A 24,454-nucleotide genomic window follows, 5' to 3' on the forward strand; every position below is an offset into this window, starting at 1 on the left:
ATAGAGGCATTTGCTGCAGTGCACCATTGCAGTGCGGTGTGACATGTTGCTGTAACGCAACCGTCGCGGGACTTTCATGGCGGCTTTCCACAATGGCGGCACGCAGGCAAACCGAGTGGCACAGGCAGGTCACCGACTGCGTCCAACATGACGAGGAAGGCGGGCATATGGACGTTCTTGACACCCTTCGCAACGCGGCGATCGACGTCGCCAAGCCCCCGCTTTCCGCGCTTCTCCAGCCACCCCAGGCCGCAGACAAACCGCTGCGGCTGGACGTGCGCTGGGCCCGGCACCTTGACGAAGTGCGACAGGTGCAGCGCCTGCGCCACGCGGTGTTCGCCGCCGAGATGGGCGCCGTGCTGCAGACGCCGCTGGCCGGACACGACATCGACGCCTTCGACGATTTCTGCGAGCACCTCATGGTCTGCGACGCCGACCGGGGCGTGGTCATCGGCACCTACCGCCTGCTCACGCCCACCCAGGCGCTGCGCGCCGGGGGCCTGTACTCCGACCAGGAATTCGACCTCGCCCCGCTGCACGCCTGGCGCCCGCGCATGGTGGAGCTGGGCCGCAGCTGCGTGCATGCGTCGCACCGCCAGGGCGGCGTGATCCTGGCGCTGTGGGGCGCCCTGGCCGAATTCATGCAGCGCAACCAGCTGGACGCCATGGTCGGCTGCGCCAGCATTCCCATGCAGTACCCGGGCCTGGCCCACGGCGAAGGCCCGGCGCGCGTCTGGCAGCAACTGCGCCAGACCCATCTGGCCGAGCCCGAGCTGCAGGTACGTCCCCGCGTGGCCCTGCCCGAGGAGTTGGCCTCGGTCAGCACCAGCGGCATGAGCGTGGAGCCGCCCGCGCTGATCCAGGGCTATCTGCGCACGGGCGCCAAGGTGCTGGGCGCGCCGGCCTGGGACAGCGACTTCAACACGGCAGACCTGCCCATCATGATGCGCATGCAGGACCTGCCTTCGCGCTACATGCGCCTGTTCACGCGGCGCGGCTGAGGCCGTCCCGGCGCTTGGGGGGAATCGGGGTATTTTCGGAAAGAGAGGGCGGATCCGGCTTCTTGTGCAGTGAGCCGGACCGTGATGTGCATCACAGGGCTGTCACAAAGACCGTGCATGATGCTGGATGTGGGCTGAAGCAGACACCCGGACGGAGGCAGGTAACCTGCACCGGACTGACCGGGCCTTGGTCCACGCCAATTGCAGGCCGCAGCCTTTCAGGGGCTGCGGCCTTTTTCATGGGCAATTCCTGAGCTACCGGGCAGCGGCTGGGGCATCGGCCAGCAGGCGCTGGTGCTCGATCTTCACGCAGCGGTCCTGCACGGTCCACAGGCCCGCAGCGCGGGCCAGTTCCAGGGCTTTGTCGTTGACCACGCCCAATTGCAGCCACAGGCAGCGCGCGCCGATGGCAACGGCCTCGGCGGCCAGCGGCGGGATGTCCTCGCTCTTTCGGAAGCAATCGACCATGTCGATGCGCAGGCCCTGTGCGGCCAGCGCGGCCGCAGCGTCGGCCAGGCTGGCATGGACGGGCTCGCCCAGGATGCGTCCGCCTTCGCGTGCGACCACGGGGTTCACGGGAACGATGCGGTAGCCGTGGCGCTGCATGTACTGCGACGCCTGGTGGCTGGGCCGGTCGGGCTGCGGCGACAGGCCGACCACGGCCAGGGTGCGGCACTGCACGAGGATGTCACGCAGGCGGGAGTCTGTGGCTGTATCACTCATGCGCCGCAGTGTACGCAGCGCATGCGGATCAGGCCGGCTGCACTGTCGCGGCTGCAGCATGGCGGCGGCGCAGCACCAGGCCCCAGGCCAGGCCCAGCACGGCGGCCGTGGCCGAGGCCATCAGCACCCCCAGCTTGGCGGCATTGAGCAGGGCCTCGCTGTCAAAGGCCAGCGTGGCGATGAAGATGGCCATGGTGAAGCCAATGCCTGCCAGCAGGCCGGCCAGCAGCGCGTCGCCCCAGCCCATGCCCGGCGGCAGTGCGCACATCCGCAGGCGCACGGCCAGCCAGCAGCTGAGCAGCACACCCAGCGGCTTGCCCAGCACCAGGGCCAGGGCCACGCCCCACATCACGGCCGACGTGCCCGCCACATCAATGCCAGCGGTGCCCGCGCCCTGCAGCGGCACGCCGGCATTGGCCAGCGCGAACAGCGGCATCACGCCAAAGGCCACCCAGGGATGCAGGTCCGCCTGCACGCGCTCCACGGGCGCGGCGCTTTCGCGGCCGGCCAGCGCATGCACGGGCGTCACCAGGCCCAGCACCACGCCGGCCAGCGTGGGATGGGCGCCGGTCTGCCAGATGCCCCACCAGAGCACGGCGCCCGGCAGCACATAGGCCCAGGCGCGGCGCACGCCCAGCGACTGCAGCAGGAACACGCCGGCCAGGCCGGCGGCGGCCACCAGCAGCTGGTCCCACTGCAGCCCGCCCGAATAGAACAGCGCAATGATGAGCACGGCCACCAGGTCGTCGATGATGGCCAGCGCCAACAGGAACACGCGCAGCGCGGGCGGCAGGCCCCGGCCCAGCAGGGCCAGCACGCCCATGGCAAAGGCGATGTCGGTGGCCGTGGGCACGGCCCAGCCGTTGCGCAGCGGCGGCGCGGCATTGAAGGCCAGGAAGATCAGGGCCGGCGCCACCACGCCGCCCAGCGCGGCCATCACGGGCAGCAGCGCTTGGCGCGGCTGGGCCAGTGCACCGGAATGCATCTCGCGGCGTATCTCCATGCCGACCACGAGAAAGAACACGCTCATCAGCGCATCGTTGACCCAGAAATGCAGGGATTGCGACAGCTGCCACGGGCCCAGGCCCAGGCTCAGCGGCGTGTGCCACAGCGCCTCATAGGAACCGGCCCAGCCGGAGTTCGCCCAGAGCAGGGCGGCGGCCGCTGCCAGCAGCAGCACGATGCCGCCCGCAGCCTCGGCATGGGACCAGCGGGACAGGAAGGCGCCGACGCGATCGGCGAAAGACAGGAAAAGGGGCGTGCGCGGGCCGGACGGCCGCGGGGTCGTGTAGGTGTTCATGTGCAAAGCAGCAAAGGGGCCTTGCGGCCCCAGTGCGCAGGCGGCCCGACCTGCGCTATCAACACCTGTCCTGCCGCCCCATGCGGTCTGGACACCCAGCGGCCATTATAAAAGAAGCCCCCACTCCCTTTGCTGCGCAAGGTCCGCTGCCCCCGAGGGGGCCGCTTTTTGCCTTGGGGCGGCCCGGCGGCAAAAAATCGGTGGCCGGGACGCTTGCGCAAGACCCTGCGGATTCAGGGCCTGGGCGGCTCATTGCGCGCGACGCATTCGGCCAGCAGGCCCAGCGAGGACAGCGCAATCATGAAGACCAGGAACACATAGGCCGCCGTTGCCACGCCCAGGCTCATGCTGAAGCCCCATTGCAGCACCGAGCAGGCCATGCCGGTCTGCGGATACATCGCCGTGCATTGCGATGCGGCGGGCATGTGCACGTACCAGGTGACGGCGATGAACATGGCGCCCGCCACCATGGCGGCATTGCCCCAGGGATGGGTCTGCGGGTGGTAGAGCGCATAGATCAGCGCCACGGGAACGGCCAGGCCCCAGGCGAACATCATCAGCCAGCTGAACACTGGCGAGACCGCCAGGATGGACTGCAGCCATCCCATCTTGGGCAATCCGTTGACGAAGCCCAGCAGGTCCCAGACAAAGGGCAGGACGATCCCCGCCACGGCCAGGCTGGCAAGCCCCAACGCCAGCAGCAAACCCTTGCCGCGTGAACGATGGTGCACCCCCGAAGGGTGCGAATGGGTGATCAGTGCATGCATGGCCCACCTCCTGTGTCGTGCAGGGCGGGCAGTTGCCGCGCGGGCGGGTCTCCGGAGTCGGGCGGCAGCCGCGGCGCCTAGCGTTCGGATTGCGGTATTCCCCGGATGCATCCAGTCTAGGACGGCGTGCGCTGCAACAAATGTAGGCCTGGGACCTACCCAAAATCGGGGTTTGTCCCAGGAGGGCGTGCCGTCAAAGCGCGGCCAACGCCCCCAGTACCTCGCTCTTCGATAGCAGCTCGCTGAGCACCACCGGGGGCTTGCCCGGCGCATGCAGCACATAGACGGGCACGCCGCTGCGGCCCAGTTGCTGCAGCGCAGCGGTGATGGCCGGGTCGCGCCGCGTCCAGTCGGCGCGCAGCAGGGTCACGCCGTGCTTGTCGAAGGCGGCCAGCACCTCCTCATGGTTGAGCGTGGTGCGCTTGTTGACCTGGCAGGTCACGCACCAGGCGGCCGTGTAGTCCACGAACACGGGCTTGCCCGCCGCCTGCAGCTCGGCCACGCGGGCGGCTGACCAGGGCTGCCAGCGCTCGCCTGCAGCGGACACCGTGCCCGTGCCCTCCGCCTGGGCAGGCGTGGTGATCAGGGGCGCGGTGGTGGCCAGCAGCGCGCCTGCCAGCACCACGGCCAGCGTGGCCAGCACGGCCCGCGTGCGGCCCTTGAGCGTCAGCGTCCAGACCAGGGCGCTGAAGGCCAGCAGCAGGGCCAGCAGCGCGGTGGCGGCGTCGATGCCGCTTTGGTGCCCCAGCACCCAGACCAGCCAGACCACGGTGGCGAACATGGGGAAGGCCATGGCGCGGCGGAAGGTATCCATCCAGGCGCCCGGGCGCGGCAGCCAGCGCACCACGGCCGGAACGAAGCTGGCCAGCAGATAGGGCAGGGCCATGCCCAGGCCCAGGGCGGCAAACACCGTCAGCGCCTGCAGGGCCGGCATGTCGATGGCAAAGCCCAGCGAGGCGCCCATGAACGGCGCCGTGCAGGGCGAGGCAATGGCCACGGCCAGCACGCCGGACAGAAAGGCATCGGCCACCGGATGGCGCGCATGGGCCGCAGCCCAGCGGCCGGGCAGCATGGAGCCGAACTCGAACAGGCCTGCCAGGTTCAGCCCCAGCAGCGTGAACAGGGCTGCCAGCAGGGCCACGATGGCCGGTGACTGCAGCTGAAAGCCCCAGCCCAGCTGCTCGCCCGCCGCGCGCAGCGCCAGCAGCAGTCCGCCCAGGGCCAGGAAGGACAGGACCACGCCCGCCGTATAGGCCAGCCCGCCCAGGCGCTGGGCGCGGCGGTCCTGTCCATGGCGTGCAAAGCCCAGGATCTTGATGGCCAGCACCGGGAAGACGCAGGGCATGAGGTTCAGGATCAGTCCACCCACCAGGCCACCGAGCAGGGCCATCCACAGGCTGGTGGCGCTGGCAGCAGGCGCAGCGGCCTGGTTGGCCGCCAGGGCGGCGGCCAGTGCGGGGGAAACGCTGGCCATGGCGGCAGCCGTCCAGCGGCCCTCGACCGGGGCCTCGGCGCGCCAGGCCACGGGCTGGCCCTGCTCCAGCGCTGCGGCGCGCTCGACGGGTGGCAAGGCCAGGACCACGGGCAGCTTGGCCGGGGTCTCGCCGCGCATGTCGGACAGGGGCAGCTCGGCCACCCAGGCCGCACCATCCCAGCGCTGCTGCCAGTCCTTGCCCAGTTCCGCCGCGTGGTGGAAGGTGTCGGAAGATTCGGGATAGAAGTCCAGCGTGCGGCCCTGCAGGGATTCCGGCAGGCCCTCGATGCGCAGCTGCACGCGCTCGTCGGGCGTCCTGCCTTCTGCTGCTGGCTGGCTGGCCGGCACCACCTTGGCCTGGGCTGGCGCGGACAGTGCCTGGGGCTTGAGAGCCCAGGCCTGGGTGAAGGCCTGACCCTGGCCTGCCGTGCTGCCCTGCACGGGCAGCTGCAGCTGGAAATCGCCTTCCTCGGGAATGCACTCCACGCGGCAGACCAGCCAATTCGCATGCAGGCGCAGGTCCAGCATGCCGGACGCGGGCGGCTTGAAGTCGGCGGCCACCTGCACGGGCACGGGCAGCAGCACCTGGCCCTCATAACCGTAGTTGAGCAGGGGGCCCACGCGCAGCGCCTCGGGCACGGGCCACTGGATCTCGCCAGCCGTCAGGCCTGCAGGCAGCTGCCAGTTCAACTCGGTGGCCAGGCCGGAGTCACCGGCGTTCTTCCAATAGGTATGCCATTCGGGCTGGTGGGTGATCAGCAGGCCCAGCCACAGCGTCTGACCGGGCTGAACGCCTTCGGGTGCCTGGGCCACGAGCTCGGCCCGCACGCGTGGCGTGTCCACGGCCGCGGCCGCCCCGCTGCCGGTCTTCAGGCGCAGCTGCGCGCCGGCAGGGGTGGCAAGCAGGCTGGCGGCGGCAAGGAAAAAGGCGAGGAGCCAGAAGGCGAGGTGCTGGGGGGCAGTGTGGCGAAGAGGTGGTTGGTGCGGCATGGCGGACTGTGGGAGCCAGGGGCATGGTCTTTGGTTCCCCCGGCTGCAGGCTGCGATGGTAGCGGGCCGTCCAGAGAGATCGCCTGTGGCCGGCTGCAGGACGATTGGCAAAAGATATCGTTGCATAGGCGCTTGGTATTGGACAGGCGATATGTCCGTTGCCCATCATGGACCGGCCACCCATCCGGGATAGAGCAACACAAGGAGACAAGCCATGCAGGAGACATCTCGCCGCCACTTCCTGGCCGCTGGCGCGGCAGCGGCCGCAGCCTGGGGACTGCCGCAGCACGCGCGCGCGGCAGCCGCCTATCCCGACAAGTCCGTGCGCGTGATCGTGCCCTTTCCCGCCGGTGGCACCACCGACGTGGTGGCGCGGCTGGCCATGCAAAAGCTCGGGGAGCTGACCGGCCAGTCCTTCGTGGTGGACAACAAGGGTGGTGCCAATGGCGTCATCGGCACGGAACTGGCCGCGCGCGCCACGCCCGACGGCTACACCCTGCTGATGAACACGGCCGGCGCGCAGACCCTGAGCCCCGTGCTCTACAAGACCAGCTACGAGGCGCTGTCCAGCTTCGAGCCCATCAGCCATCTGTGCGACGTGGGCTTCGTTCTCATCGCACGCAAGGACCTGCCCTCGAACAGCCTGCAGGAGCTGGTCGCCATGGCCAAACAGGGCAAGCCGTTGAGCGTGTCCTCGGGCAGCAGCATGATTTCGCTGATCACCGAGCAGTTCAAGAAGGTGATTGGCGCGCCGGGCATCGTCAACGCCCAGTACAAGGGCACGGCGCCGCAGATGCAGGCCGTGGTGGCGGGCGAGGTGGATTTCTCGTTCGACTCCTTCACCTCGGTGGAGATGATCCGCACGGGCAAGGTCAAGGCCCTGGCCGTGCTGCTGCCCCAGCGCGCCGAAGTCTTTCCCCAGGTGCCCACCATCAAGGAGGCCGGCGTGGACGGCATGGGCTTCAGCTCCTGGTCGGGCCTGCTGGCGCCCAAGGGCACGCCCCGCGACATCGTGGCCCAGCTCGCGCAGCAGATGGACAAGGTCATGCAGATGCCCGACGTGCTGGCCAAGCTGCGCAGCTACAGCTATGTGCCGCGCCGGGGAACGCCCGAGGAGTTCGCGCGGCTGATCGAGTCGGACAACGAGCGCTGGAAACGCATCGTCAAGGAATCCAACTTCAAGGCCGAGTGAGGAGGGCTCCGGCAGCCCATGGATGGCCCTAATATCGGGCCATGCAAGACTCCCCGCCCGAACAGATATCCCCCGGCGCCTGGCCTTCCCGCTGGTGGGCCGAGGCCTCTGCACGCGACTTTGCGCAGGCCCAGGCCAGCGGCCTGGCTGCCGAAACCATCGCCGTGCTGCCCGTGGCCGCCGTGGAGCAGCACGGCCCGCACCTGCCGCTGTCCGTCGACGCCCGCCTGCTGCAGGGAGTGATCGATGCGGCCCTGCCGCTGCTGCCGCCCGAGCTGCCCGCGCTGTTCCTTCCCCCGCAGAACATCGGCTTCAGCGTGGAGCACCAATCCTTTGCCGGCACGCTGACGCTGTCGCCCGCCACGGTGATCGCGCTGTGGACCGAGCTGGGCGCCTGCGTGGCGCGGGCCGGCGTGCGCCGGCTGCTGCTGCTCAACGGCCATGGCGGCCAGGTCAGCGTGATGGACATCGTGGCGCGCGAGCTGCGCATGCGCCATGGCCTGCTGGTCTACAGCAGCAGCTGGTTCGGCCTGGTGGACGATGCGGCCAATGCGCAGTTCAGCGCGCATGAACACCGCTTCGGCATCCATGGCGGGGAGGTCGAGACGTCGATGATGCTGCACCTGGCGCCGGAGACCGTGCGCATGGAGCATGCGCGGGACTTTCATTCCACTTCGGAGGATAGGGCGCAGCGGCATGCCTTGCTGGGCAATGGGCGAAGCGCCAAGATGGGCTGGGCCATCGAGGACTACAACGTTTGCGGGGCGGTGGGGAATGCTGCGGGGGCCACGGCCGAGCGGGGGGCTTTGATGGTGGAGGCTTCGGCTCGGGGGCTGGTGCGGTTGTTGTCCGAGATGGTTGCGCTGCCTGCGGATACTGTGGGGCGGGCGCCGGAGCCGCTGTAGGTTTGTTGCCGGGTCGTTTTTGGACCCTGCCGGGTGGTGGTTTTGCGAGGCCGGGATTCGGCCCGGCGGCCGACCTGCTTTCTTGCCGCGCAGCAAGAAAGTAGGCAAAGAAATGCGCCCGAATGTCCGCGACCCCTTCGCTGCGCTGCGGGGCCACCTGCGCTGACATACGGGGAGTTGTTGCGGGCCTTCGCTGCGCTCGGCCTTTTTTACTGTTTCGGGATCTTGGCCTGGACGATCACGTCGCCCCAGCGCTTGATTTCCGACTGCAGCAATTGCGCGGTCTGCTCGGGCGTGCTGGACTGGGCCTGGACGTTCATCTCGCGCAGCTTCTGCGTGACTTCGGGGGAGTTCACGGCGGCGGCGATTTCCTTGTTCAGGCGGGCGATGATTTCCGGAGGGGTCTTGGCTGGGGCGGCCAGGGCGTTCCAGGAGGAGGCGACGAAGCCCTTGACGCCTGACTCCTGGGCCGTGGGCACGCCGGGCAGCAGGGCCGAGCGCTTGTCGCCGGTGATGGCCAGCAGGTTGACGGCCTTGGAGTTGATCTGGCCCATGATGGGCGTGAGGATTTCCACGGCCGCGTCGATCTGCTTGCCGCGCAGGGCCGTGACCACGGCAGGGGTGCCGTTGAAGGGCACGATCTGGGCGTCGATGCCGGCAGTGGTCTTGAACAGTTCCGCTGCCAGATGCTGGGTGCTGCCGATGGCGATGCTGCCGATGTTGAGCTTGCCGGGGTTGGCCTTGGCCCAACCCACCAGCTCGCCCAGGTTCTTGAAGCGCGAGTCGCTGGCGGTGAGCACGCCGATGTCGAAGTAGCCCAGGGTGGAAATCGGCGTGAAGTCCTTGACCATGTCGAAGGGCAGCTGGTTGAACAGCCCCACGGTGACGGCACTGCCGTTGGACATGAGGAACAGCGTGTGCCCGTCGGGCGCGGACTTGGCCACGGTGTCGGCCGCGACGATGCCGCCTGCGCTGGGCTTGTTGTCGATGATGACGGGCTGGCCCAGCTGCGAGGCCAGTTTTTGCGCGACGACGCGTGAGGTGACGTCGGCCACGCCGCCTGCGCCAAAGGGCACGACGATGCGGATGGGCTTGTTCGACAGGGGCTGGGCCTGGCTGGTGATGGCGGCCAGCAGCAGGGCCGCGCAGGCCAGGGCGCTGCGCGTGAAACGGCGTTTGTTCATGGGTCTTTTGTCTCCTGGCCGGCGAGTTTGGCGCAAAAGCGCAGGCCGGCCCAGAGCGCCCGTGTTCTGGCTGCTATGCCTTGGCGCGATAGCTGTGTGACAGCCTTGCCGGTGCCGTATCAGGCGTGCGTGATCCAGCTGCGGTGCTCGTCCGTGTCCAGGTGGTTGAGCGTGTTGAAGGTCTGCAGCATCAGGCGCTTGGGGCTGGTGGTGAACTCGGTCACGGCGCTGTTGCGGATGCGCATGTTCAGCGCAATGGTGACCTCGGGCGAGGTGCCCAGCACATGGCCCACGGCGGTGGAGATGGGGCCGCCGCTGCTGACCAGCAGCACGTTTTCGTCGGCATGCTCGTGGCGCACGCGCTCCAGCACCTGGCGCACGCCGCCAGAGAAATCATCCCAGCTGGGCATGCCTTTGGGGCTGATGGTGCCGGCCATCCACTGGGCCAGGGCATCGCACAGCAGGCGGAAGTGGTGGCGGTACAGCTCGGGTGTGTCGGGCTTGGGCAGGGGCGCCGGATGGATGGCCTGCAGCAGCGCGCCGCTGTCGTATTCATCGAGTCCTGCAAGCGCCTGGGTGCGGTGCTGCTCGGCAGGCAGGCTGCCCAGGCCGTCGGCGATGCCGGCCAGCGTCTGCGCATGGCGGCGCAGCGTGCCCGTGTAGACCGCGTCGAAGCGCAGGCCGCGCTCTCGCCAGTAGGCCCCAAGCCTTTGCGACTGCGCCGTGCCGCGCTCGCTGAGCTGGTCGTAGTCTTCGGCACCAAACGAGGCCTGGCCATGGCGCACAAGATAGAGGGTTCCCATGGCGCGGATTGTGGCCAGCGCCGGCGCTGGCGTTTGTCCTGCGGGCGACTGGCTGCCGCCTTGGCGACAGGCCTGCCGTGCCGGGCCCTACAGCAGTACCTGGCCGCTCACGCACTCCACCACATGGCCGCCTATCCACAGCGCGCCCTGCGCGTCCTCGCTGACGTGGACGCGGCCGTCGCGCCCCACGCAGCAGCCCTGGCTGGCGATGTAGGGCGCATGCAGCAGGCCTTCGCCGCGCAGCCACAGGGCCAGGCTGGCGTTGAGGCTGCCGGTGACGGGGTCTTCAGTGACGCCGACGGGGCTGGCGAAGCCGCGCACTTCCAGGCTGGGGGCGGCATCCGCCTCGGCTGCGGCTGGCCGCTGGCCCGTGGCAAAGGCGCGGGCCTCGCGGCTGCTGCGGCCGATCAGTGCCGGTGCATCTTGCGCGCTTTCGTACAACGCGCAGGCGCCCACCTTGGTGTTCAGCGCCTTGAGCCTTGCATGGTCGGGCTCCAGCGACAGCACCTGGTCGGGGTGTTCGAAGAGCACGCCCATCCAGCGCGGGCCGTTGTCCAGCCAGGCCGCACGCAGGATCTGGCCGCGTTCTGCGCCCAGCGCGGCCGCCACGTCATCCAGCAGGCCGGGCTCCACGTCGCTGATGTCGGTGGACGGTGCCTGAAAGGCCAGGCGCCCGTCCTGGCGCTCGATGCCGATCAGCCCCTTGGCGCATTCCTGCACGATGCGCTGGGCCTGCTGCGGCACGCCGCCCTGCGCCAGCCAGGCATGGCAGCTGCCCAGCGTGGGATGGCCGGCAAAGGGCAGCTCGCCGCCCGGCGTGAAGATGCGCACGCGGTAGTCGGCGCCTGCGGCGCGGCCGGCCTCGGTGGGAGGCAGCACGAAGGTGGTCTCGGACAGATTGGTCCAGGCCGCGAAGGACTGCATCTGCGCATCGGTCAATCCGGTGGCGTCGAGCACGACGGCCAGCGGATTGCCCAGGTAGGGCCGTGCCGTGAACACGTCCACGGTCATGAAGGGGCGCTGGCGGGAGACGTATGCAGGTGTCATGGCAATGGGCAGATGGAAGGGAGGATGGAAAAGCCGACAGCAAGCCGGACTTTGGTTCGACTGCGTGTCGGCTTCCCTCTGGCCCAAGCAGGTAACTGGCCCAAACACCAGGGACGCCGAGCAAGAGCCGCCTCACGGCGGGGGCGCCTAGCCGAGGGCGTCGTCCCCCTCCCCCGCGAAGCGGGTAGAGAGGGGGAAGCGGCGCTAGCCGCTCAGGGGGTGGTTTACATCGTGGAGCGGATGGCGTCGGCCAGGGCGGCGATGCCCTTGTCGATCTGCTCGGCCGACACGGTCACGTAGGACAGGCGCAGCGTGTTGGCTTGGGGCTCGTCCGCGTAGAACGGCGCGCCGGGCACGAAGGCCGTGCCGCGTTCGACGGCGGCGGGCAGCAGCTTTTGCGCATCCATGCCCTTGGGCAGGCGAACCCACAGGAACATGCCGCCCACGGGACGGGTCCACTGCACGTCCAGGCCGGCCATTTCGCGTTCCAGCGCGGCCAGCATGGCGTCGCGCTGGCGCTTGTACATGGCGCGGATGGTGGGCACATGGCGGTCCAGGAAGCCGTCCTTGATGACCTCGGACACCACGCGCTGGTTGAAGCCCGGCGTGTGCAGGTCGGCCGCCTGCTTGGCCTGCAGCAGCTTGTTGTAGACGGACTTGGGCGCCACCAGGAAGCCGATGCGCAGGCCCGGGGCCAGCACCTTGGAAAACGAGCCCAGGTAGATCACGCCTTCGGGGTTGCGCGCGGCCAGCGGCAGGGCAGGGGCCTGCTCGAACCACAGGTCGCCGTAGGGGTTGTCCTCGATCAGCGGGATGTTGAGTTCGCGCGCCTTGTCCACCAGGGCTTGGCGGCGTGCCTCGGCCATGGTGCGGCCTGTGGGGTTCTGGAAGTTGGGCAGCACGTAGGCCAGGCGGGCCTTGTCGGCGCCGGTGCCGGCCTTGGCGGCGAAGTCCTCGACGAGGATGCCGTCGTCATCGCTGTCCACGCCCACGGGAATCGGTTCCTGCGGTGCAAAGGCCTGCAGCGCGCCCAGGTAGGTGGGCTTTTCGACCAGCATGCGGCTGCCACGGTCCAGGAAGACCTTGCCGATCAGGTCCAGCGCCTGCTGCGAGCCGGTGGTGATCAGCACCTGGTCGGGGTCCACTTCCCAGGGCAGGAAGTCGGCTACGGCCTGGCGCAGGGGCGCGAAGCCCTCGCTGGTGGCGTACTGCAGGGCCGAGGCGCCATCGCGCTGCATCACGGTCTGGCAGGCCTGGGTGAACTCGTCCAGCGGGAAGGCCAGCGGCGAGGGCAGGCCGCCCGCCATGCTGATGATGCCGGGACGGTCGGTGAGCTTGAGGATTTCGCGGATGGCGGAGGGGTTCATCTTGGCAGCACGGTCTGCCAGCGTCCAGGTCGTCATAAAAAAAACAGTTCCAGGTCTTGCGGTGCCCGCCATGCGGGCGGGCTGGTATGGATTGCCATGCCGTCGTGGGGCACGGGCCGGCCGCATGTGAAGAGCGGAGTGCGGATAGTGCGCTCGCTCTTGCGCCGGCAATGAGGGTATTTTGTCGCGGGCGTGAAGGGTCTGCGCATCCTCCCTTCAATAGCTGGGCAGGCCAGTACGGCCTTTGCCTGGGCGTGGGTGGAGGACCCTCATGCGGCCACCATCCACATCGCCGTCAGCGCCAGCATGGCCGCCATGGCACGGTTGAACCACAGCAGCCTGCGTCCCTGGGCCAGCCAGTGGCGCAGCAGTGCGCCCACGCAGGCATACAGCAGATTGCTGAAAAAGGCATAGGCGGCCATGACGGGCAGCACCACGGCCAGGCGCTCGGTCAGGTCGTCGCGCCCGGCCAGCCAGCCGGCCACGATGGCCAGGGCCAGCAGCCAGGCCTTGATGTTCACGAATTGCAGTCCCACGCCCTGCCAGAAGCCCACCTGCAGCTGCTGCGGCGATTGCAGCGAGGCCATCTGCGCGCTGCGGCTCAGGCGCCAGGCCATCCACAGCAGGTAGCCGATGCCGGCGGCCTTGACCAGCCACAGCAGCAGCGGCGCCGCGACAATGGCCGCGCCCACGCCGGCCGTGCTCAGCACCAGCAGCACGCACCAGCCCACGGGCACGGCCAGGACGAAGCGCAGCGCCGGGCGCAGGCCGTGGTTGGCGGCCAGGGCCGTGGACAGCGTGGTGTTGGGACCGGGGCTGAAGCTCATGGAAGCGGCGAGCAGCAGCAAGGCGGTGAGTTCGGACGGTGGCATGAGGCGGTGGCCCCGAAGGTCTCCATACAGGCGGCAGGGGCTGTTGGGGAGGAGGGCACGGCAGGCCTTCTCCGCAGCACGAATGCATGAAATATAGGTGCAAGACCTGTACAGTGCCAATACAGTTGGACCCTCAATTGCATGTTCTGTATTGGTGCCTATCCCGATACAGTGACTTTCTGGTGACCCATTCGCAGCCGTTTGCAGTCGTTCGCAGCCGTTCACACCCGTTTCCGTATGACCGTTCCCCTCTCGCGGCTGGCGCCGCAGACCCTGAGCACCCAGCTGGCCGAACGCCTGGGCGAGCGCATCCGCATGCGGCTGCTGCCTGCGGGCGCACGCCTGCCTTCGGTGCGCGAATGCGCGCGCCAGCAGGGCGTGAGCACGCACACGGTGGTGGCCGCCTATGACCTGCTGCAGGCCCAGGGCCTGGTTGAGGCGCGGCCGCAAAGCGGCTTCTTCGTGCGCGACTTCGTGCAGGATGCGCCGCTGCTGCAGCCCGAACAGGCCCGTGCGGTCCCCGCCGAGGAGGCCCCTGGCGTGCCCAAGGGCACGCGCATCAATGCCTCCATGCTGGTGCGCGGCATGTTCCACCAGAGCGTGGGCGGCAGGCCGCAGCCCGGGGCGGGCGTGCTGCCGGCCGAGTGGCTGGAGGCCGGCTTCCTGGCGGCGGCCATGCGCAAGGCCTGCTCGGGCAAGTCCCTGCACGACTCCTGCGTGGGCTACGGCGACCCGCTGGGCGACATCGGCCTGCGAGAGGCGCTGTCGCGGCGCCTGGCGCGCCTGGGCATTGCGGCGGCGCCGCAGCACATCATCACCACCATGGGCGCAACGCATGGGCTGGACGTGGTCAGCCGCGCCCTGCTGCAGCCGGGCGACCCGGTGATGGTGGAGGAGCCCGGCTGGGCCGTGGAATTCGCGCGCCTGGCATCGCTGGGCATGCGCGTGCTGCCCGTGCCGCGCGGCCCCGACGGGCCGGACCTGGCCGTGATGCAGCGCTACTGCGAAAGCTGCGCACCCAAGCTCTACGTCAGCGTGAGCGTGCTGCACAACCCCACCGGCTACAGCCTGTCACCGGCCAGCGCCCACGAGGTGCTGCAGCTGGCGCGGCGATTCGGCTTCTACGTGGTGGAGGACGATACCTATGGCGAGATCGCGCCCGACCACGCCGCGCGCATGACCGTGCTGGACCGCCTCAGCCACAGCATCTATGTGAGCGGCTTCGCCAAACTGCTGGCGCCCAACTGGCGCGTGGGCTACCTGGCGCCCCCGCCCGCCCTGGTGGAGCGCCTGGTGGACACCAAGCTGCTGTCCACGCTCACCACCCCCTCGCTGATGGAGCGCGCCCTGGCCCACTGCATGGACCAGGGCCAGCTGCGCCGCCATGCCGAGCGCCTGCGCCAGCACCTGGCCCAGGCCCGCATGCGCAGCGTGGCACTGGCCCAGCAGGCAGGAGCCCGCTTCGCGGCCGAGCCGGCCGGCATGTTCGGCTGGGTGGACACCGGCGTGGACACCGAAACCCTGGCCCAGCGCCTGCTGGACGCCGGCTACTTCATCGCCCCCGGCGCCATGTTCCACGCGGGCCGCCAGCCCAGCACCTGCATGCGCATCAACTTCGCCACCACGCAGGAACCCGCCTTCTGGCGCATCTTCGAACGCGAAGTCCAGGCCATGCGCGGCAGCGCATAGAAAAGAGAATGGGAGAGGGGAGAGGGGAGAGGGGGCGGAAGGCGGGTAAGGCTGTATCGACCCGCAAACATAGATCAGACCAGCAGCGCCAAAACCCGGCGCGCCCCAAAGCGAGAGACAGCAAGCAAGGGCCGCCCCGCAGCGAGGCTGTCGTCCCCCTCCCCCGCGAAGCGGGTAGAGAGGGGGAAGGCGCGTCAGCGCCTCAGGGGGTGCCCCCAGTCAATGCGCCCGCATCTTCGTACGCAAGCGCGCAATCGCCTGGCTGTGCAGCTGGCACACGCGCGATTCGGTCACGCCGAGCACGGCGGCGATTTCCTTGAGGTTCATGTCGTGCTCGTAGTACATGCCCATGATGTACTGCTCGCGCTCGGGCAGGGCCTTGATGGCTTCGACCAGGGCCACGCGCAGGCGGTGGTCGCGCAGCAGCGCAAAGGGATCGGCGCCGCTGTCGGCCACGTGGCGCTCGAGGAAGTCCTCGCCTTCGTCGCCGCCCGACATGTCCTCCAGATACACCAGCTGCGTGCCGCGCACCTTGCCCAGCAGCGACTGGTAGTCGTCCAGGTCCATGCCCAGTTCGTCGGCGATCTCGGATTCCAGCGGCGTGCGCCCCAGGCGCTGCTCCAGGCGGTGCAGCGCGTGCTCGATGTCCTTTTGGCTCTTGCGCGAGCTGCGGCTCATCCAGTCGCCTTCGCGCAGCTCATCGAGCATGGCGCCACGGATGCGCTGGCTGGCGAAGGTCTCGAATTGCACGCCCTGCTCGCTCTCGAAGCGGGACAGGGCTTCGGCCAGGCCGATCATTCCGACCTGTATCAGATCATCAAGCTCCACATTGGGAGGCAGCTTGGCGATCATGTGCAGCGCGATCCGGCGTACCAGAGGTACATGCCGACGGATCAGTGCATCGCGGTCGAGTTGGCCTTTGGCGGTGTACATGGCAGTCAGTGGCTCCAGGCATGGGATGCGGGCAGCGGCGCGAAGCCGGCGGCCAGATCCTGGCCGCCATGTGGCAACACGCTGCCCGCATGGTTGAGCAGTTGCAGCGCCAGGCGCTGCAAGTCCGGTGCATGGTGCAGGCGCACGGGCAGCAGTCCCGGCGCATGGCCCAGGTGGCGTTGCGCGCAGCGCATCAGCGCGTCGATCTGGGATTGCAGCTGTTGCGCATCCTCGGCCTGGCTGCGGGCGCCGGTCTGTCCACGGCGCCAATCGTAGCTGGTCACGCCCAGGTCATCAGCGCTGGGCAGCAGCGGCGCCAGCAGGCAGCGCAGGCCGGCATGCACTGCCAGCTGCTTGAGCTGGCGGTAGCAGCCCAGCACGCGAGTGCCTTGTTCGGGCAGCACCATCAGCGGGTGCACGGCCTGGCCGGCCAGGTTGCTGGCCAGCGTGTCGGCATTGGCATACAGCATGACGATGGCGTAGCCGCGCACGTGGCGCTGCAGCCATTGCATGGGCGTCATGCCGGCCTGGCGCGCCTGTTGGGGCAGCAGATCCAGGCCCTGGCGGGCGGGCAGCACGGCCACCGAGCTGTGGCGGGGATCGGGGTGCAGGCCGGTACGGGCCTGCCAGGCGCTTTGCTGCAGCAGCTGCGCCAGGCCCGGTGCATCCGGGGACTCGCCCTGGCTGGCGTCCAGTACCAGGACGGGCAGACCCAGGCGCTGCAGGCTGGCACAGACCGGCCACAGCAGGGATTGTTCGGCCTGGCCCTGCGGGTCGTTGGCAGTGTCGCGCAGCATGGCCAGCACACGCAGGCCCATGGGGGCGGCGGCGCCGGGCTGGCCGTGCAGGCCCAGGCCCTGGTGCAGCTGGGGGAAGGTTTCAAGCATGGTGGATCTCGCCTTCCGTGCTGGGGCTGGACGGGGTGAAGAAGAAGTCCAGGTCCAGCGCCTTGGGATCGAAGGCCGAGCGGGTGGCGGCGCGCATGGAGGCGGACACCAGTTGCTGCGCATCGGCGCGTTCCCAGTCTTCGGGCACGCGCTGGCCGTTGGTCACGCCGCGCAGCTGCATCTGGTGGCGGATCAGCGTGTCCACCGACGGGCCCAGCTTCACGGCCTCGTCCACCTTGGTGAGGATGGCCTGGCTGGAGCCGCGCGCCTTGAAGGCCTGCATCACATCGTCCAGAGCATCGCCCTGGCCGGCCGCGTTCACGGCCAGCAGTTTCTGGATGCCGGGCAGGTCCAGCAGGTCGAGGATCTCGTCCTTGCGCGGATCGCGCGGGGCCACGCCCGTGGTGTCGATCAGCACCAGCTGCTTGTTGGCCAGCAGGCCCAGCAGGTCCTGCAGCGCGGCGCGGTCATGGGCCAGGTGGGCCACCACGCCCAGCATGCGGCCGTAGGAGCGCAACTGGTCGTGGGCGCCGACGCGGTAGGTGTCCAGGGTGATCAGGCCGACGCTGGCGGCGCCGTACTTGGCTGCGCACAGGGCAGCCAGCTTGGCCGTGGTCGTGGTCTTGCCCACGCCGGTGGAGCCCACCAGGGCGAAGACGCCGCCTTGCTCGTACAGCGGGGCCTGGTCGGCGTCGGTGCGCAGATTGCGTTCCAGCACCTGCATCAGCCAGCGCACGGCGTCGCCGGCGGACAGGTCCTGGGGCATGTGCTCGACCAGGGCGCGGGCCAGCACGGGGGAGTAGCCCGCACGGATCAGCTTGTGCGTGAGGTTGGCGTGGATGGGGTTCTGGCGCGTCTGGCCCAGCCAGGTCAGGGTGTTGAAGCGCTCTTCGATCAGGTCGCGCACGGACTGCAGCTCATCGCGCAGTGCCTGGGAGGCCATGGTCGGTGCGGGCTCGCTGCGCAGGGTCTCGCGCAGCGGGGCTTCGGTGCTGGCGCGCAGCGGGTTGTGGCGGGCCACGGAAGGCGCGGGCTGTGCCTTGAACGGCTGCTGTGCAGCCGTGGGCGCGGCGGCCGGTGCTTCGCGCAGGGCGTCGCCCAGGCTGCGGCGCTGGGCAAAGCTGGGCAGCGGCTCGTCAACGCCGGCCTCGTGGCGGCGGCGCAGCATGCGTTCGCGCACATAGTCCTGGAAGGACAGGGTGCTCATGGCCAGCTGTTCGGTGTCTTCCTGCACGCTTTGGCGCAGGCCGGCCGGCTCGGCACCGTCTGCCGACAGCGAGGCTGCCTGCGAGATGGCCTGCGCAATCGCCGACGACGTTGCCTGGGAAGCACGCGATGGAGCCGCCTGTGCGGCCGGCAGTGCCGTGCGCGGCTGGGTCTGCGCCTGGATCAGCTTGGCCTGCACCTGCGGGCGCAGGCCCGTGGTTTCCTCTGCGGAGCGGCGCTCGATGGCCTGCTGCAGCGGCGTGCTGCTGGCAGCGGCCTTGCTGTGCTCCAACGTGTCCTCGGCCGTGGCCATGACCTCGACGCCATCGGGCGTGTTGCGGTTGGACAGGATCAGGGTGCCCGCTCCGAAAGCCATGCGCGCCTTGGCCAGGGCCTCGCGGGAGGTGGGGGCGTAGAAGCGTTTGATGTTCATGCGGATGCACCTTTAAGAATCGAGCCGATGCGGATGGTGTGCGTTTCGGGGATCTCGCTGTGGGCGAGAACCTGCAGACGCGGCGCCACGCGACGCACCAAGCGGGCAATGGAATTGCGGATGGAATCGGGAACCAGCAGGCAGGCAGGCAGGCCCAGCTCTTCTTGCTGGTTGGCCATGTCGGCCGCCTTCTGGGTGAGGATCTCGGCCACGCCGGGATCCAGTGAGGGGGAGCCGGGGTTGGACAGGGCCTGCACCAGCAGGCGTTCGAGTCCGGGCTCGATGGCGATGACGTTCAGCTCGCGGGTCGGGCCGTAGATCTGCTGGACGATGGACGGCGACAGCGCAATGCGCACGCGGCGGGCCAGCTCGACAGGGTCCTGCGTGGTCGAGGAGTGCTCGGCCAGCGTCTCGATGATGGTGCGGATGTCACGCACGTGCACCGAGTCTTCCAGCAGCAGCTGGAGCACTTTCTGGAACGTCGTGATGGACACCATTTTCGGAATGACTTCTTCGATCAGCTTGGGAGCCAGTTTGGCCACATGCTCCACCAACTGCTGCGTCTCGGTACGGCTGATCAGCTTGGCGGCATGCACTTGCATCAAGTGTGACAAATGGGTGGCCATCACGGTTTCCGAATCAACCACGGTAAAGCCTGCCATTTGTGCCGCTTCCTTCTGGCGTTCGTCGATCCAGTGGGCGGGCAGGCCGAAGGCCGGGTCGGTGGTCTGGGTGCCGATCAGCGGGGTGCTGATGCCGCCCGGATTGATGGCCAGGAACATGCCGGGGAAGGCCTCGCCCTCGCCCACCATCACGCCGCGCAGGGTGATGCGGTAGGCGCTGGGCTTGAGCTCCAGGTTGTCGCGCACATGCACGGCCGGGGGCAGAAAGCCCACTTCCTGGGCGAACTTGCGGCGCACGCCCTTGATGCGGGTCAGCAGGTCGCCCTGGCGGCCCTTGTCCACCAGGGTGATCAGGCGGTAGCCCAGTTCCAGGCCGAGCAGGTCCACGGGCTGCAGGTCGTCCCAGGTGGCTTCGCCGTCGCTGGGCGCGGCCACGGGTGCGGGCGCCTGGGTCTGCTGGGAGGCGCGTTCCTGCTGGCGGCGCGAGAGCATCCAGGCCAGCCAGCCCAGCAGCGCGCCCGTGCACAGGAACACGACGTGGGGCATGCCGGGAATGACGCCCAGCAGGCCCAGCACGCCGGCCGTGATGCCCAGCACCTTGGGCGACATGAACAGCTGCTGCGCGATCTGCTGGCCCATGTCGGTTTCCTTGCCCACGCGCGAGATCACCATGGCCGCGGCCACCGAGATCAGCAGGCCGGGGATCTGCGCGACCAGCGCATCGCCCACGGCCAGCAGGATGTAGCTGTCGGCGGCCTGGCCGGCCGACAGGCCGTGCTGGATCATGCCGATGGCGAAGCCGCCGATGATGTTGATCACCAGGATCAGAATGCCGGCGACCGCGTCGCCGCGCACGAACTTGCTGGCACCGTCCATGGAGCCGAAGAAATTGGCCTCTTCCTGCACCTCGGCGCGGCGGCGCTTGGCTTCCTTTTCGTCGATCAGGCCGGCGTTCAGGTCGGCGTCCACGGCCATCTGCTTGCCGGGCATGGCGTCCAGGGTGAAGCGGGCCGAGACTTCGGCGATACGCTCGGCACCCTTGGTGATCACCACGAAGTTGATCACCACCAGGATGGCGAACACGATCAGGCCGACGGCGAAGTTGCCGCCGATCAGGAAGTGGCCGAAGGCCTCGATCACCGCGCCGGCCGCGCCGGGGCCGGTGTGGCCCTCCAGCAGCACCACGCGGGTGGAGGCCACGTTCAGCGACAGGCGCATCAGCGTGGTCAGCAGCAGCACCGACGGGAAGGCCGCGAAGTCCAGCGGCCGGATCATGTAGGCCGCCACCATCATCACCATCAGCGCCACGGCGATGTTCAGCGTGAAGAAGGTGTCCAGCAGCCACGGCGGAATGGGCAGCACCATCAGCGCCAGGATGGCCACCACCAGCAGCGGCGCCATCAGGCCCTGAGCGAACTTGGCGTTCTCGCTCGACCACATCGATTGCAGGGATTGGAGCGGATTCGTCGTCATGGAGCAGTACCTTCAGTGGTCGCGGCGGCGCCTGGCGCGCGGCGGCCCTGGTGCGGATCGAGTTCGGCGGGCACGACGGGTTCGCCGAGATCGCCAGGCATGGGGCCTTCGCCGCGCAGCGCGGCCTTCAGGCGGTAGACATAGGCCAGGACCTGGGCCACGGCCGTGTACAGCGCGGCGGGAATGGCCTGGTCCAGATCGGCGTGCGCGTACAGGGCGCGCGCCAGCATGGGGGATTCGAGCACCGGGATCTTGTGGGCGCCCGCGACTTCGCGGATCTTCAGCGCCACCAAGTCCGTGCCCTTGGAGATGACCTGCGGGGCGGCCATGGTCTTTTCGTCGTAGCGCAGGGCCACGGCGTAGTGCGTGGGGTTGGTGACCACGAAGTCGGCGCGCGGCACGGCGTTGACGCTGGCGCGGTCGGCGATCTCGCGCTGCTTCTGGCGGATCTTGCTCTTGATCTGCGGGTTGCCGTCGGATTCCTTGTGCTCCTGCTTGACTTCCTCATGGCTCATCTTCAGGCGCGACTTGAACAGGTAGGCCTGCAGCGGCACGTCGATCACGGCCATCAGGAACACCACCAGCAGCAGCAGGGCCACGCCGCTGGCCAGCCATTGCCCCGTCATGGACAGCGCCATGGCCGAGGGCTGGGAGGAGATGGCGGCGATCTCGGCGAGATGGCCGCTCAGGAACTTCCAGGCCACGAAGGAGAGGATGGCCGTCATCACCACCATCTTCACCACGGTCACCATCTGCTGCTTGGAAAACAGGTTGGTCAGGCCCGACAGCGGATTGAGGCGGTTGAACTGCGGTTGGATGGGCTTGAGGCTCAGGATCCAGCCGCCGGCCAGCATGCCCGACACCAGGGCCGCACCGGTGGTCACGGCGGCAACGACCAGGGAAATCTTCAGGCCCAGGCTGCCCATGGACAGCATGCGCTCCATCATCAGGGCCGGCGTCTTGGCCGTGTGCGCGTCGAAGGCCAGCTGCTGGGCCAGTGCCATGCGCAGGTGCTGGATCAGGGGCTCGGCGCCCATCAGCATCATCAGCGCGCCCGTGCCCAGGATGGCCAGGTGCGACAGGTCCCGAGAGCGCGCACCCTGGCCGTCAGAACGCGTTTTCTGCAGTTTGCGTTCGGTGGCGGGAAGGCTTTTGTCTTGGCTGGAGTCCATGGCGCAATGACGGAAGGATTTGCGTCATTGTCGGAACAAGCCAGGCAGGCGAAGCCCCGATAAGCGGGGCTCAAGCGGCGCTTATGTGCTGTCTGCACAAGGGGAGGAACGGCAGCCGCATGGTGCAAGGGCGCCGCGAAGATGGCAGTCAGCCCCTTGCGCCCAAGCGAAAGAGGCTGCCCTGCAATGAGAGGGGAGGCGCCGGGCGCCCCCCCGGGGTGATCAGAATCCCAGGCTGGCCAGGAGATCGTCCACCTGGGACTGCGAAGTCACCACGTCGGGCGTCTTCTCGGGATCGACCACGGGGCCGGCGAGGTGCTCCTTGGGCTTTTCCAGGGGCTCCAGCGCCGTCTGCTGCGGGTTGGGCGAGGTCTGGATGAGCAGCTGCACCAGCTGGTCCTCCAGATCGGCGGCCAGCGAAACCACGCGGGCAATGACCTGGCCCGTGAGATCGTGGAAGTCCTGGGACATCATGATCTCGGTGAGGTGCTCGTCGGCCTGCTGCGTGCCCTGCTCGACTTCCTCCAGGAAGTTCATCACCCGGCCCTTGGCCACGGCCGCCACGGGGTCCTCGACCATCTGTGCCCGCATGGCGCGTACACGCTCGGCCAGCCGGTCCTGCTGGACCTTGGCCAATTCGACGCGGTTCAGAACCTTCTCGGCGGCTTCTCCGGTCAGCCGCGCAATGTAGGAAAGGCGGCTTTGCGCGTCCGGCAGCTCTCCCATGCTGCCGCGCAATCGGTCCGCATAGCCCAGCTCGTTGAGCGAGTCATGCAGCTGGCGCGTGAGAACGCCCACCTTGTAGTGGACGCTGTCGGGGACATCCGGGTTGCTCATGGCGCGTGCCCTACAGGCCCAGCTTTTTGAGGATCAGGTTGACTTTCTCTTCCAGCGTTGCCTTGGTGAAGGGCTTGACGATGTAGCCTGCCGCGCCGCCCTGGGCCGCTGCCACGATGTCCTCCTTGCGTGCCTCGGCCGTCACCATCAGCACGGGAAGGTGCTTGAGTTTGTCGTCCTGCTTGATTTCGGTGAGCAGCTGGAAGCCGTTCATGTTGGGCATGTTGATGTCCGTCACCACGAAATCAAACTTGCTGTTGCGCAGCTTGTGCAGTGCCACGACGCCGTCTTCGGCTTCATCGGCTTCGGGAAAGCCGCTCTCCTTGAGCAGATTGCGCACGATGCGCCGCATGGTGGAGAAGTCGTCAACGATCAAAAAACGCAGGGCATTAGCCACGTGAGGCCCTTTCGGTCGGTAGGTGCTCGGTACTGGTAAGAATCCGCCGCGATGGTAACAATATGAAACCTTCTTGGCGCAATGTGGGAATTTTCCTGCTTTTCGGCAGCATCGGGCGCAAACCTTAATTTGTTACACGATCAGGTGACGCGGGCGCAGACGGGGCAGCTGCAGGCGAGGTGGCGGCGGGCTGCGCTGCGGTCTCGCCGATTGCGGATTCGGTGGTGGCCGCATTCGCCGTGCCGCCATTGCCGCCGGCCAATGAGGGCGGCAAGGCGTTGCGTGTCACAGGTCCGCGGTGGCCCAGCAGGCGCTTTTCAGCCTCCTGCGTGAGCACGGTGATGGTGATGCGCCGGTTCTGCGGGGCGCGCGGATCATCGGGCAGCAGCAGGTCGCTGCTGGCCAGGCCGGTGATGCGGGCCAGCTGGTTCAGCGGCATGCCGGCCGCCACCAGCTCGCGGCGCGAGGCGTTGGCACGGTCGGAGGACAGCTCCCAGTTGCTGTAGCCGCGGTCGGCATTGCCGTAAGGGGCGGCATCGGTATGGCCGGACAGGCTGATGCGGTTTTCCGCGCCCGCCAGGGCCGCGCCCACTTCGCGCAGGATGTCGCGCATGTAGGGTTTGACCATGGCGCTGCCGCTGTCGAACATGGGGCGGTTTTGCTCGTCCACGATCTGGATCTGCAGGCCGTCGGGCGTCACGTCGGTGCGGATCTGCGAGCGGAATTCGTTGAGGCGTGCATTGCTGGTGATCATTGCGTCCACCTTGGCCTTGAGCGCCTTGATGCGGTTGGAATCCACCTGGGCCTGGTCAGCGCGGCCCGCATCGACGCTGGTGCGCCGGTTGGAGCTGTCCGCCGCCTCCGAGCGCCGCACCTGGCCGTGCACCTTGGCCAGGTCGTTGCCGCCGCCGGGAATCACGCTGGAGCTGTTGCCCGCACCGTCGCCGCCGGCCATCGCCACCTTCAGCGGCGAGGAAAAATACGCCGCAATGCCCTGCAGTTCACCCTTGGCCGTGGAGCCCAGCAGCCACATCAGCAGGAAGAAGGCCATCATCGCGGTCACGAAGTCGGCATAGGCGATCTTCCAGGCACCGCCGTGGGGTGCATGCGCCGTCTTCTTGACGCGCTTGATGATGATCGGCTGTAACTTTTTCTCTGCCATGGCTTGACGCTGCTGGA

21 protein-coding genes are annotated in these 24,454 nt (G+C 68.3%); 4 read left to right on the forward strand and 17 right to left on the reverse strand.

Features of this window, described 5'->3' with window-relative positions:
• Positions 1–167: 167 nt before the first annotated feature.
• A complete protein-coding gene (locus AC57B5_RS21395) occupies positions 168–1,001 on the forward strand; it encodes a GNAT family N-acetyltransferase (RefSeq protein ID WP_065346541.1) in 834 nt (277 codons plus the stop codon).
• Between the two features lie 255 nt (positions 1,002–1,256).
• On the opposite strand, the gene AC57B5_RS21400 is transcribed toward AC57B5_RS21395, so the two are convergent.
• The 4 genes from AC57B5_RS21400 to AC57B5_RS21415 all read right to left on the reverse strand — a co-directional run bounded on the left by AC57B5_RS21400 (position 1,257) and on the right by AC57B5_RS21415 (position 6,255).
• Positions 1,257–1,724: a CoA-binding protein gene (locus AC57B5_RS21400; RefSeq protein WP_034397998.1), complete on the reverse strand. Its 468-nt coding sequence runs from the start codon at positions 1,722–1,724 to the stop codon at positions 1,257–1,259.
• A gap of 28 nt (positions 1,725–1,752) precedes the next feature.
• On the reverse strand, positions 1,753–3,024 hold the full coding sequence (gene nhaA, locus AC57B5_RS21405; protein WP_496400282.1) for a Na+/H+ antiporter NhaA: 1,272 nt from the start codon (positions 3,022–3,024) through the stop codon (positions 1,753–1,755).
• 233 nt (positions 3,025–3,257) lie between these two features.
• Positions 3,258–3,791, reverse strand: a complete 534-nt coding sequence (locus AC57B5_RS21410) for a hypothetical protein (protein WP_013800334.1) — start codon at positions 3,789–3,791, stop codon at positions 3,258–3,260.
• A gap of 193 nt (positions 3,792–3,984) precedes the next feature.
• Positions 3,985–6,255: a protein-disulfide reductase DsbD family protein gene (locus AC57B5_RS21415; RefSeq protein WP_496400283.1), complete on the reverse strand. Its 2,271-nt coding sequence runs from the start codon at positions 6,253–6,255 to the stop codon at positions 3,985–3,987.
• A 214-nt stretch (positions 6,256–6,469) separates the two neighbouring features.
• Between AC57B5_RS21415 and AC57B5_RS21420 the strand changes: the two genes are divergently transcribed.
• Complete coding sequence (locus AC57B5_RS21420; RefSeq protein WP_496400284.1) at positions 6,470–7,447, forward strand: Bug family tripartite tricarboxylate transporter substrate binding protein; 978 nt, start codon at positions 6,470–6,472, stop codon at positions 7,445–7,447.
• Between the two features lie 41 nt (positions 7,448–7,488).
• Positions 7,489–8,352: a creatininase family protein gene (locus AC57B5_RS21425; protein ID WP_198822367.1), complete on the forward strand. Its 864-nt coding sequence runs from the start codon at positions 7,489–7,491 to the stop codon at positions 8,350–8,352.
• 209 nt (positions 8,353–8,561) lie between these two features.
• On the opposite strand, the gene AC57B5_RS21430 is transcribed toward AC57B5_RS21425, so the two are convergent.
• The 5 genes from AC57B5_RS21430 to AC57B5_RS21450 all read right to left on the reverse strand — a co-directional run bounded on the left by AC57B5_RS21430 (position 8,562) and on the right by AC57B5_RS21450 (position 13,625).
• Entirely contained in the window at positions 8,562–9,536 is a 975-nt protein-coding gene (locus AC57B5_RS21430; protein ID WP_496400285.1) for a Bug family tripartite tricarboxylate transporter substrate binding protein, read from the reverse strand.
• Positions 9,537–9,655: 119 nt separating this feature from the next.
• Positions 9,656–10,339 carry a histidine phosphatase family protein gene (locus AC57B5_RS21435; RefSeq protein WP_034398008.1) on the reverse strand — a complete coding sequence of 228 codons (684 nt, stop codon included), beginning with the start codon at positions 10,337–10,339 and terminating at the stop codon, positions 9,656–9,658.
• 87 nt (positions 10,340–10,426) lie between these two features.
• Positions 10,427–11,386 carry a PhzF family phenazine biosynthesis protein gene (locus tag AC57B5_RS21440; RefSeq protein WP_496400286.1) on the reverse strand — a complete coding sequence of 320 codons (960 nt, stop codon included), beginning with the start codon at positions 11,384–11,386 and terminating at the stop codon, positions 10,427–10,429.
• A gap of 224 nt (positions 11,387–11,610) precedes the next feature.
• The gene (locus AC57B5_RS21445; protein ID WP_034398011.1) at positions 11,611–12,789 is read right to left on the reverse strand and encodes an aminotransferase-like domain-containing protein; all 1,179 of its coding nucleotides are present in this window, start codon (positions 12,787–12,789) and stop codon (positions 11,611–11,613) included.
• Between the two features lie 233 nt (positions 12,790–13,022).
• Entirely contained in the window at positions 13,023–13,625 is a 603-nt protein-coding gene (locus AC57B5_RS21450) for a LysE family translocator (protein WP_496400287.1), read from the reverse strand.
• Between the two features lie 237 nt (positions 13,626–13,862).
• On the opposite strand from AC57B5_RS21450, the gene AC57B5_RS21455 reads away from it, so the two are divergent.
• A complete protein-coding gene (locus AC57B5_RS21455) occupies positions 13,863–15,314 on the forward strand; it encodes an aminotransferase-like domain-containing protein (RefSeq protein WP_034398015.1) in 1,452 nt (483 codons plus the stop codon).
• A gap of 219 nt (positions 15,315–15,533) precedes the next feature.
• Here AC57B5_RS21455 and AC57B5_RS21460 read toward each other — a convergent pair whose 3' ends face one another.
• The 8 genes from AC57B5_RS21460 to motB all read right to left on the reverse strand — a co-directional run bounded on the left by AC57B5_RS21460 (position 15,534) and on the right by motB (position 24,437).
• On the reverse strand, positions 15,534–16,247 hold the full coding sequence (locus AC57B5_RS21460) for an RNA polymerase sigma factor FliA (RefSeq protein WP_012202528.1): 714 nt from the start codon (positions 16,245–16,247) through the stop codon (positions 15,534–15,536).
• A 5-nt stretch (positions 16,248–16,252) separates the two neighbouring features.
• Positions 16,253–17,134: a hypothetical protein gene (locus tag AC57B5_RS21465; protein ID WP_013800344.1), complete on the reverse strand. Its 882-nt coding sequence runs from the start codon at positions 17,132–17,134 to the stop codon at positions 16,253–16,255.
• Positions 17,127–18,773 (reverse strand): flagellar biosynthesis GTPase FlhF, encoded by a 1,647-nt coding sequence (flhF, locus tag AC57B5_RS21470; protein ID WP_496400288.1) that lies wholly within the window; start codon positions 18,771–18,773, stop codon positions 17,127–17,129. The genes AC57B5_RS21465 and flhF overlap by 8 nt, the downstream gene beginning before the upstream one ends.
• Positions 18,770–20,869 carry a flagellar biosynthesis protein FlhA gene (gene flhA / locus AC57B5_RS21475; RefSeq protein ID WP_012202531.1) on the reverse strand — a complete coding sequence of 700 codons (2,100 nt, stop codon included), beginning with the start codon at positions 20,867–20,869 and terminating at the stop codon, positions 18,770–18,772. Before flhA ends, flhF begins: the two co-directional genes overlap by 4 nt.
• Positions 20,866–22,041: an EscU/YscU/HrcU family type III secretion system export apparatus switch protein gene (locus tag AC57B5_RS21480; RefSeq protein WP_013800346.1), complete on the reverse strand. Its 1,176-nt coding sequence runs from the start codon at positions 22,039–22,041 to the stop codon at positions 20,866–20,868. The genes flhA and AC57B5_RS21480 overlap by 4 nt, the downstream gene beginning before the upstream one ends.
• Positions 22,042–22,263: 222 nt before the next feature.
• Positions 22,264–22,878 carry a protein phosphatase CheZ gene (locus tag AC57B5_RS21485; protein ID WP_012202533.1) on the reverse strand — a complete coding sequence of 205 codons (615 nt, stop codon included), beginning with the start codon at positions 22,876–22,878 and terminating at the stop codon, positions 22,264–22,266.
• A 10-nt stretch (positions 22,879–22,888) separates the two neighbouring features.
• Positions 22,889–23,275: a chemotaxis response regulator CheY gene (cheY, locus tag AC57B5_RS21490; protein WP_012202534.1), complete on the reverse strand. Its 387-nt coding sequence runs from the start codon at positions 23,273–23,275 to the stop codon at positions 22,889–22,891.
• 124 nt (positions 23,276–23,399) lie between these two features.
• On the reverse strand, positions 23,400–24,437 hold the full coding sequence (gene motB / locus AC57B5_RS21495) for a flagellar motor protein MotB (protein ID WP_043822586.1): 1,038 nt from the start codon (positions 24,435–24,437) through the stop codon (positions 23,400–23,402).
• Positions 24,438–24,454: the final 17 nt, after the last annotated feature.

The organism is Delftia sp. BGA-UO-ETr-SB1 (assembly GCF_059567865.1).